Raw genomic sequence first — 9,575 nt, forward strand, 5'->3', positions numbered from 1 at the left:
GCCACAAAGGCCACAAAGGCCACAAAGGCCACAAAGGCCACAAAGGCCACAAAGGCCACAAAGGCCACAAAGGCCACTTTGCGGGTGGCTTTCTGAACGAAGTTGGAGCTTGAGCCCCGATCCGGCCTCATCCCTCCTCCGAATTGACGCGCGTCCCCCCTGATCCTATCTCGCGGCGGCATATCAAGGCCGCTTCGCGCGTGGGTTCCCGCGTCGGCTTCATTCCAAAGGGTAAGTGAATGTTCGCCGGCATCGCCAAGGCCATCTTCGGATCGTCCAACGATCGTTACGTCAAGTCGATGCAGCCGCTGATCGGCAGGATCGCGGGCTTCGAGCCGACGCTCGCGGCGATGTCCGACGAGGAGCTCGCCGCGCAGACCGCGCGCTTCCGCGAGCGCCTCGCTGCCGGCGACACGCTGGACTCGCTGCTGCCCGAGGCGTTCGCCACCGTCCGCGAGGCCGCCAAGCGCGTGCTCGGCCAGCGCCATTACGATGTCCAGATGGTCGGCGGCATCGTCCTCCATCGCGGCGAGATCGCCGAGATGCGCACCGGCGAGGGCAAGACGCTGGTCGCCACACTCGCCACCTATCTCAACGCGCTGCCCGGCAACGGCGTCCACGTCGTCACCGTCAACGATTATCTCGCCAGCCGCGATGCCGAATGGATGGGCCGCGTCTATCGCTTCCTCGGCCTCGCCGTCGGGGTGATCGTCCCCAACCTCTCCGATCAGGAGCGGCGCGACGCTTATGCGTCGGACATCACCTACGGCACGAACAACGAGTTCGGCTTCGATTACCTCCGCGACAATATGAAATATGATCGCGCGATGATGGTCCAGCGCCCCTTCGCTTATGCGGTGGTGGACGAGGTCGACAGCGTGCTGATCGACGAGGCGCGGACGCCGCTGATCATCTCGGGCCCGACCGAGGACAAGAGCGAGCTCTATCTCCGCGTCGATACGATCGTGAAGCAGATCGATCCCGCCGATTACGAGCATGACGAGAAGCAGCGCTCGGTGATCCTCACCGAGGACGGCACCGAGCGGATCGAGCGCGCGCTGGAAGCCGCCGGAATGCTCGAGGGCGACAATCTCTACGATTTCGAAAATACGCAGGTGGTCCACCACCTCAACCAGGCGCTGCGCGCCAACGTCGTCTTCAAGCGCGACACCGATTATATCGTCAAGGACGGCAAGGTCATCATCATCGATGAGTTCACCGGCCGGATGATGGACGGCCGCCGCTGGTCCGATGGCCTCCACCAGGCGGTCGAGGCCAAGGAAGGCGTGAATATCGAGCCCGAGAACCAGACGCTCGCCTCGATCACCTTCCAGAACTTCTTCCGCATGTATCCCAAGCTCGGCGGGATGACGGGCACGGCGGCGACCGAGGCCAACGAATTCTACCAGATCTACAAGATGAACGTGGTGACGATCCCCACCAACGTCCCCGTCAGGCGGATCGACGAGGATGACGAATTCTACAAGAATCTCGGCGACAAGTTCGCCGCGATCACCAAGGGCATCCGCAGCAAGCAGGAGACCGGCCAGCCCGTCCTCGTCGGCACCGTCTCGATCGAGAAGAGCGAGCTGCTGAGCGAATTCCTCACCAAGGAAGGCGTCACGCACAACGTCCTCAACGCGCGCTACCATGAGCAGGAGGCGCTGATCGTCGCGCAGGCGGGGCGGCTGCGCGCGGTGACGATCGCGACCAACATGGCCGGGCGCGGCACTGATATCCAGCTCGGCGGCAACCTCGAATATCGCATGCTCGCCGAGCATCCCGGCCTCGAATCCGGCACGATGGAATATGAAGCCGCCGCCGAACGCATCCGTGGCGAGATCGCGCTGGAGAAGGAGGCGGTGCTCGCCGCCGGCGGGCTGTTCGTGCTCGGTACCGAGCGCCACGAGAGCCGCCGCATCGACAATCAGCTCCGCGGCCGCTCGGGGCGCCAGGGCGATCCCGGTCTCAGCCGCTTCTACCTGAGCCTCGACGATGATCTGCTGCGCATCTTCGGCCCGCAGACGATGTTCGCCAGGATGATGAACAAGAATCTGGAGGATGGCGAGGCGATCGTCAGCCCCTGGATTTCGAAGGCGATCGAGACCGCGCAGAAGAAGGTCGAGGCGCGCAACTACGACATACGCAAGCAGGTCGTCGAATATGACGACGTGATGAACGACCAGCGCAAGGTGGTCTACGAGCAGCGCTCGGACATCATGGATTCGGAGACGGTCGACGATGTCGTCGCCGACATGCGCGCCGAGACGATCAACGCGGTCGTCGGGCTCGCCTGCCCGCCGGGCTCCTACCCCGAACAGTGGGATATGGAGACGCTCAAGACGGCGCTCGCCGATATCGTCTCGATCGATGCGCCGATCGAGGCCTGGATGCAGGAGGAGCGCGTCGATCCCGAGCTCATCACCACCCGCGTCACCGAGCTCAGCGAAGCGGCGATGGCCGCCAAGGTCGCCGAGATCGGCCCCGAGATGTGGCGCGATATCGAGAAGAGCATCCTGCTCCAGACGCTCGACCATCACTGGAAGGAGCATCTCTCGACGCTCGATGCGCTGCGCCAGGTGATCCACCTGCGCTCCTACGCGCAGAAGACCCCGATCAACGAATATAAGCAGGAAGGCTTCGCCTTGTTCGAGCGGATGCTCTCGGACATCCGCGAGGACGTCACGCGCTCGCTGAGCCAGATCCGCTTCCAGACGGCGCCGTCGGACCTGCCGACCCAGCTCCCCCCGATGCCCGATTTCATCACGACGCACATCGATCCGCTCACCGGCCTCGACGACAGCGCCGATCGCGATGGGGGCACGGCGGGCTTCGTCACCACCCGCCTGCCGCCGCTGTCGATCGCCCAGCCCGATTTCCCCGTCGACCTCGGCGACCCTTCGACCTGGGAAGCCAAGGTCAGCCGCAACGCGCCCTGTCCCTGCGGATCGGGCCGCAAATATAAGCATTGCCACGGGCAGGCGGGGTAGGGCGCCGCCCCGTCCTTTCCCCGCCCGTCATGCCAGCCATGCTGGGATGACGGGAAGAAAGTGAGTTAGGAAACCGGCGGAATCAGGCCCGGTCGAGCGGCTTCAGCGCGAACCAGATATAGGCGATCGTGCCGCCCAGCACGAGGATCGCCAGCACATGATGATAGGGCACGTCGTCATGGTTGCCGAGGTAATTGGCGACCGCGCAGCCGACCGATGCCGCGAGATATTGCCAGATCGAATCCTTGGGCTCGCCCTCGGTCGAGGAGCGCTGGAGGAAGAGCACGATGAGCCCCGCGAACACCGCGACCGTCACCCAATCGTAGATCGTTTCCAAGCAGGCTCTCCTTCGATCCGATCCAGCGAAGCTGATCGGGACGGAGCATCCATATCATCGGATTACACGCTCGCCTCGCGATGCCATGCGGCCCCGCGCCATGCAAGCGCCCCTCAGGTCACGCTTCCCCGCGGCTCCGGCCTCCCGTCGCGCCACGCGCCTTCGCGCATCGCCTCGGCCAATATCCCGGTCGCCCGCCAGATATCGGCATGGCGCAACGTCAGCGGCGTCAGCCCGAACCGCGCGATATCCGGCGCGCGATAATCGCCGATCACGCCCCGCGCGATCATCGCCGCGACGATCCCCTGCGCGCCCTCGTGACGCAGGGCGATGTGGCTTCCCCGCGCGCCGGCCTCGCGCGGCGAGGCGATCTCGAGCTCCGGGCACAGCACCTCGACGCGCGCCGCGAACAGATCGAACAGCCCGATCGCCTTGTCCCACAGCGCGGCCATGGCGATCCCTTCGAACAGCCGCAGGCTTTCCTCCAGCGCGAGCAGGCTCAGCATCGGCTGCGTCCCGCCGAGAAAGCGCCCGATGTCCGGCGCGGGCCGGTAGCGGCTGTCGAAGGCGAAAGCGTCCGCATGCCCCCACCAGCCGGGGATCGGCGATCGCAACATCGGCTGCAACGCTTCGGCAACGTACAGCCACGCCGGCGCGCCGGGCCCGCCGTTCAGATATTTGTAGCTGCATCCCACCGCCAGCTCGGCGCCGTCACGCGCCAGATCGAGCGGCACCGCGCCGATGCTGTGGCTGAGATCCCAGACGATCCGCGTGCCATGACGCGCCGCCTCCGCCTGCAACGCCGCCATGTCGGCACGCGCGGCGGTGCGATAATTGACGTGCGTGACGATAGCGACGGCGACGTCGTCGCCCAGCGCCCCCTGCATGTCCGCGCCCACGACCATGCGGAAGGGGCGGCCGAGGAGGCGCGCGGCCTCCTCGGCGATATAGGTGTCGGTCGGGAAATTGTCGGCTTCGGCCAGGATCGCGCCGCCGCGCAATCGGGCGGCGGCGACGACGAGCTTGAACGCGTTGGTCGACGTCGTGTCCGTGGCGACGACCGTACCGTCGCCGACGCCGAGCAGCCGCGCGATGCGATCCCCGATCCGCCGGGGCGCATTCCACCAGTCGGCCTCGTTCCAGCTACGGATCAGCCGCTCGCCCCATTCTTCCCGCATGACCGCCTCGATCCGCGCCGGCACCGCGCGGGGCAGGGGGCCGAGCGAATTGCCGTCGAGATAGATCACCCCTTCCGGCAAGGCGAAGCGATCGCGCAACGCGCGGAAAGGATCGGCGGCGTCGAGCGCCTGCGCTTCGGCGAGGCTGGTGGGCGGCATAAACTGTCTGTTGCCGGTCCGGCGGCGCTCGGGCAAGCTCTCGTCCGCAGCGGGGGAACGATAGTGGCGAGCAAGACGCAGGCGGGGGCCACGATAGGCGAAGTCGAACGCGATCATGGCCTGGTGCGCGGCATGGGCGTGATCGCCTTCGCCGCAACGATCGCCAACGAAGTCGTGGGTGCTGGCATCTACCGGCTGCCCGCGGCGATGGCGGCGGCGGCGGGCGTCGCCTCCCCGCTGGCCTATCTCGGCTGCCTCGTCGCGATGGGCGCGGTGGTGCTGTGCTTCGCCGAGGGCGGCAGCCGCGTGCCGACCAGCGGCGGACCTTATGGCACGATCGGCGCGGCGCTGGGGCCGACGGCGGGGTTCGTGGCGGGCATCCTGCTCTATCTCTCCTGCGTGCTGGCGCTCGGCGGCGTCGCGGCCGCCTTCGCCGATACCGCGGCGGCGGCGCTCCCGATGCTAAGCGGAGGCGTGCCGCGCGCGACGCTGATCGTCGTCGTGCTGGCGGCGATCGCCTGGCTCAACGTCGCGGGCGTCGAGACCGCCGCGCGGATCATCGGCTGGGCGACCTTCGTCAAGGTCCTGCCGCTCGTGCTGTTCGTCGTGATCGGCGGGATCGCCTTGTTGCAGGGGCAGGGTGCCGCGACACCGATCGCGCACCGGCCCGGCGAAGGAATCGGCGAAGCGGTGATCCTCGCCCTGTTCGCGCTTTCCGGCATGGAATCGCCGCTCGCCGCCTCGGGCGAGGTCGAGCGTCCGACCCGCAACATCCCGCGCGCGTTGCTGCTCGCGATGGGATCGATCGGATTGCTCTACATTCTGATCCAGCTCGTCGCGCAGGGCCTGCTCGGCGCGGGGCTGGTCGGATCGAAGGCGCCGCTTGCTGATGCTCTGGGCCTGGTCGATCCGCGATTGCGGCCGCTGATGCTGGTCGCGGCCTCCTTCTCGATGCTGTGCTGGCTGGCGAGCGATCTGCTCGGCGCGCCGCGCCTGCTGTTCGCCTTCGCGCGCGACGGCCTGCTGCCAAAGGCGCTGGGACGCGTCCATCCGCGCTGGAAGACGCCGCATGTCGGGATCTGGATCCATGCCCTGCTCGCGATGGCATTGGCGGTCACCGGCACCTTCACGCGCCTGGCCGTCTTCGCCTCGCTCGCGGCGGCCGCCCTTTATTTCCTGGGCTGCGCCGCCGCCTGGGTACTGCGCAGGCGCGACGTCGCAATCCTGGGCGAACCTCTGGCGCTGCCCGCGCTGCCGCTGATCGCGATCGTCGGCATGGCGAGCATGCTGGTCATCATCGGCCTCGGCCAATGGAGCGAGATCGCCGGCCTCGCCGCCGTCTCGATCGCGAGCGCCCTGGTTTTCCTAGTCCTGCGGCGCGTCAGGCGCACCTGACGACGATCGTCCGGTTCAGAGGCACGCCTCCAGATAGGGCTGGTCGAAGCCGAACTGCTTGGCCTTGTCCAACGTGTAGGGCCGCAGTCCCATCGCCTTATAGTCGCCGATGATCTTCCCCTCGCTATTCTCGTCGAGATATTCGAACTTGAACAGCTCCTGCGTGACGATCACCGGTCCCTCCATGCCGATCACCTCGGTGATGTTGGTCACGCGGCGCGATCCGTCGCGCAGCCGCTTGACCTGGATGATCATGTCGACCGAATCGGCGATCTGGCGGCTGATCGCCTCCTTGGGCACCTTGATGTCGCTCATCATCACCATATTCTCCATGCGGGCGAGCGCCTCGCGCGGGCTGTTGGAGTGGAGCGTGCACATCGATCCGTCATGGCCGGTGTTCATCGCCGCGAGCATGTCGAAACATTCCGCGCCGCGAATTTCGCCGAGGATGATGCGGTCGGGGCGCATGCGCAGCGCATTTTTGACGAGGTCGCGGATATTGACCTCGCCCTGACCCTCCAGATTGGGCGGGCGCGTTTCCAGCGGCAGCCAATGCGGCTGCTGGAGGCGAAGCTCGGCGGCATCCTCGATCGTCAGCACGCGCTCGCCGGGGTCGATCATCTTGGAAATGGCGTTGAGCATCGTCGTCTTGCCCGATCCCGTGCCGCCCGAGATGATGATGTTGAAGCGGCTCGCGCCCGCGATCTTGAGGCAGGTCGCCATCGCGTCCGACATCGATCCGCCCTTGGCCATCATGTCGAGCGTGATCGGCTTGGCGGAGAATTTGCGGATCGAGATCGCGGTGCCACGCAGCGACAGCGGCGGCACGATGACGTTGACGCGGCTGCCGTCGGCGAGCCGCGCGTCGGCGAGCGGGGTGGTCTGGTCGACGCGGCGCCCGACCTTGGAGACGATGCGCTGGGCGATCTGGAAGAGGTGGTTCTCGTCGCGGAACTGGATATGCGCCAGCTCCAGCTTGCCCTTGCGCTCGACGTAGGTCTGGTCGGGTCCGTTGATCATGATATCGCTGATCAGCGGATCGGCGAGCAATTCCTCGAGCGGCCCGAGCCCCAGCAACTCATCGACCAGCACCTTTTCCAACGCGAATTGTTCGCGCCGGTTGAGGCTGATCTTGAGCTCGTGGAGCACCTCGCCGATGATCGGCCGGAATTCCTCGGCCAGCTCCGTCTTGGAAAGCGTCGCCGCCGCTTCGGCATCGACGCGCTCAAGCAGGCGAGGGAGCACCTGTTCCTTGATCTTGTGGACCGAGGCATCGAACCCGTCGTGTCGCGAACTGCCCGCTTCGCCCGACGCGGCGATCCGGTTGGCGAGCCGCTCCATCGCGCCCAGCGCGTTGCCCGGAGCGATCGCCTCAAGCGGTGGGAATTGCGCGCCGCCGCCCATCGAGGCGTCGGTCGAAAGCATGGGCCCCACAGCACCTGGGGTTCCCGCAGCGCCCGATCCGCTGCGCCTGCCGAAAGCGCTCATCCATCACCTCACGCACGGGCGATGCGCCCCACCATGGCAAGTAACGGATAAATTTGATCGTCCTTTAGGCGTGGCCGTGCGATCAGGCTTCCTCCCGCACCGCCTCCGCCAGTACGGTGAGCCCGCGCTCGTTGACCTCGGCGAAACCGCCCTCGACCTGGATGCGCGCCGAGATGCTGTTCGGTGCCGAATAGACGGTGAGCTCGCCGGGGCGGATCACCGACATCACCGGCGCATGCCCCTCCAGCACGCCGAAATCGCCCTCTGTGCCGGGGACGACGACCATGTGCACCGCCTCGGAGCGGACGAGCTTTTCGGGCGTGACGAGTTCGAAATGCAGGGCCATTACCGTTCCTCGAGCGCGCGATCGAAGGCGCCAATCGCTGTCTCGAACTTGTCGCGACAGCCGGAATTACAAAAACCGACCACCACGCCTCGATATTGGGTCAACGCGGCTTCCACGATCGGATCACCCGACCAAGGGCAGCTTCGGTTGATCGCATCCTCAAGACGCAATGGCTCAGCCACTTACGCTGCCTCGGCCATCTTCTTGGCCTTCTCGATCGCCTCGTCGATGCCGCCGACCATGTAGAAGGCGCTCTCGGGCAGATGGTCATACTCGCCGTCGACCACCGCCTTGAACGAGCGGACCGTATCCTCGACCTGCACGAACTTGCCCGCGATGCCGGTGAAGACCTCGGCGACGTGGAACGGCTGGCTGAGGAAGCGCTGGATCTTGCGCGCGCGCTGGACGGTCAGCTTATCCTCTTCGGAAAGCTCGTCCATGCCGAGGATCGCGATGATGTCCTGCAACGACTTATACTTCTGAAGCACTTCCTGCACCGCGCGTGCGGTTTCGTAATGCTCCTGGCCGACGACCGCCGGGGTCAGCACGCGGCTGGTGCTGTCGAGAGGGTCGACCGCCGGATAGATGCCGAGCTCCGAGATGGCGCGGTTGAGCGTCGTCGTTGCGTCGAGGTGGGCGAACGAGGTGGCGGGCGCCGGATCGGTGAGATCGTCGGCGGGCACGTAGATCGCCTGCACCGAGGTGATCGAGCCCTTGTTGGTCGAGGTGATCCGCTCCTGCAACGCGCCCATGTCGGTCGAAAGCGTCGGCTGGTAGCCCACGGCGCTGGGGATGCGGCCGAGCAGCGCGGACACTTCCGACCCGGCCTGCGTGAAGCGGAAGATGTTGTCGACGAAGAACAGCACGTCCTGGCCCTCGACGTCGCGGAAATATTCGGCGTTGGCCAAGCCGGAAAGCGCCACGCGCGCGCGTGCCCCGGGGGGCTCGTTCATCTGGCCGAACACCAAGGCGACCTTCGATCCCTCAGGCGTCGGATTGCCGTCGGCATCCTTGGCGATGACGCCCGCGTCGAGGAACTCATGATAGAGATCGTTGCCCTCGCGCGTCCGCTCGCCGACGCCGGCGAACACCGAAACGCCGCCGTGGCCCTTGGCGATATTGTTGATCAGCTCCTGGATCAGCACGGTCTTGCCGACGCCGGCGCCGCCGAACAGGCCGATCTTGCCCCCCTTGGCGTAGGGCGCGAGCAGATCGATCACCTTGATGCCGGTGACGAGGATCGAGGCCTCGGTCGATTGATCGACGAAGTCGGGCGCCTTGTTGTGGATCGGGCCGGTGAGGTCCGAGCCGACCGGCCCGCGCTCGTCGATCGGCTCGCCGATCACGTTGAGGATGCGGCCAAGCGTCGCGGGGCCGACGGGCACGCGGATCTGCGAGCCGGTATCCTTGACCTCCTGGCCGCGCGTCAGCCCCTCGGTCGAATCCATCGCGATCGTCCGCACCGTGCTCTCGCCGAGATGCTGCGCGACTTCGAGGACGAGGCGGTTGTCGCCGTTGCGCGTCTCGAGCGCCGAAAGGATCGCCGGCAGCTCGCCATCGAACGCGACGTCGACCACGGCGCCGATCACCTGGCTGATGCGCCCGGTATTGTTGGTGCCCGTTGCCGGGCGGGTCATTTCAGCGGCGGTTGCCATCGTGTCTCTTCCTGCCTTCAATCGTCA

Annotated in this window: 7 protein-coding genes; 2 read left to right on the forward strand and 5 right to left on the reverse strand. The window is 66.2% G+C overall.

Annotated elements, in window-relative coordinates; all coding sequences use genetic code 11:
- Positions 1–239 precede the first annotated feature (239 nt).
- Entirely contained in the window at positions 240–2,990 is a 2,751-nt protein-coding gene (secA, locus tag HUU94_RS05960; protein WP_174274185.1) for a preprotein translocase subunit SecA, read from the forward strand.
- Positions 2,991–3,072: 82 nt separating this feature from the next.
- Here secA and HUU94_RS05965 read toward each other — a convergent pair whose 3' ends face one another.
- Together HUU94_RS05965 and HUU94_RS05970 are read right to left on the reverse strand one after the other, a co-directional pair.
- Positions 3,073–3,327, reverse strand: coding sequence for an XrtV sorting system accessory protein (locus HUU94_RS05965; protein ID WP_174274186.1), 255 nt, complete (start codon positions 3,325–3,327; stop codon positions 3,073–3,075).
- Between the two features lie 113 nt (positions 3,328–3,440).
- Complete coding sequence (locus HUU94_RS05970; RefSeq protein ID WP_174274187.1) at positions 3,441–4,664, reverse strand: kynureninase; 1,224 nt, start codon at positions 4,662–4,664, stop codon at positions 3,441–3,443.
- Between the two features lie 63 nt (positions 4,665–4,727).
- Between HUU94_RS05970 and HUU94_RS05975 the strand changes: the two genes are divergently transcribed.
- Entirely contained in the window at positions 4,728–6,059 is a 1,332-nt protein-coding gene (locus HUU94_RS05975; RefSeq protein ID WP_174274188.1) for an APC family permease, read from the forward strand.
- Positions 6,060–6,074: 15 nt separating this feature from the next.
- On the opposite strand, the gene HUU94_RS05980 is transcribed toward HUU94_RS05975, so the two are convergent.
- The 3 genes from HUU94_RS05980 to atpD form a co-directional block, all read right to left on the reverse strand.
- Complete coding sequence (locus HUU94_RS05980) at positions 6,075–7,547, reverse strand: CpaF family protein (protein WP_174274189.1); 1,473 nt, start codon at positions 7,545–7,547, stop codon at positions 6,075–6,077.
- A gap of 82 nt (positions 7,548–7,629) precedes the next feature.
- Positions 7,630–7,893, reverse strand: coding sequence for an ATP synthase F1 subunit epsilon (locus HUU94_RS05985; RefSeq protein WP_174274190.1), 264 nt, complete (start codon positions 7,891–7,893; stop codon positions 7,630–7,632).
- A gap of 182 nt (positions 7,894–8,075) precedes the next feature.
- On the reverse strand, positions 8,076–9,530 hold the full coding sequence (gene atpD, locus HUU94_RS05990; protein WP_174274191.1) for a F0F1 ATP synthase subunit beta: 1,455 nt from the start codon (positions 9,528–9,530) through the stop codon (positions 8,076–8,078).
- Positions 9,531–9,575: the final 45 nt, after the last annotated feature.

The organism is Sphingomonas bacterium (assembly GCF_903644055.1).
Classification (GTDB): domain Bacteria; phylum Pseudomonadota; class Alphaproteobacteria; order Sphingomonadales; family Sphingomonadaceae; genus Sphingomonas_I.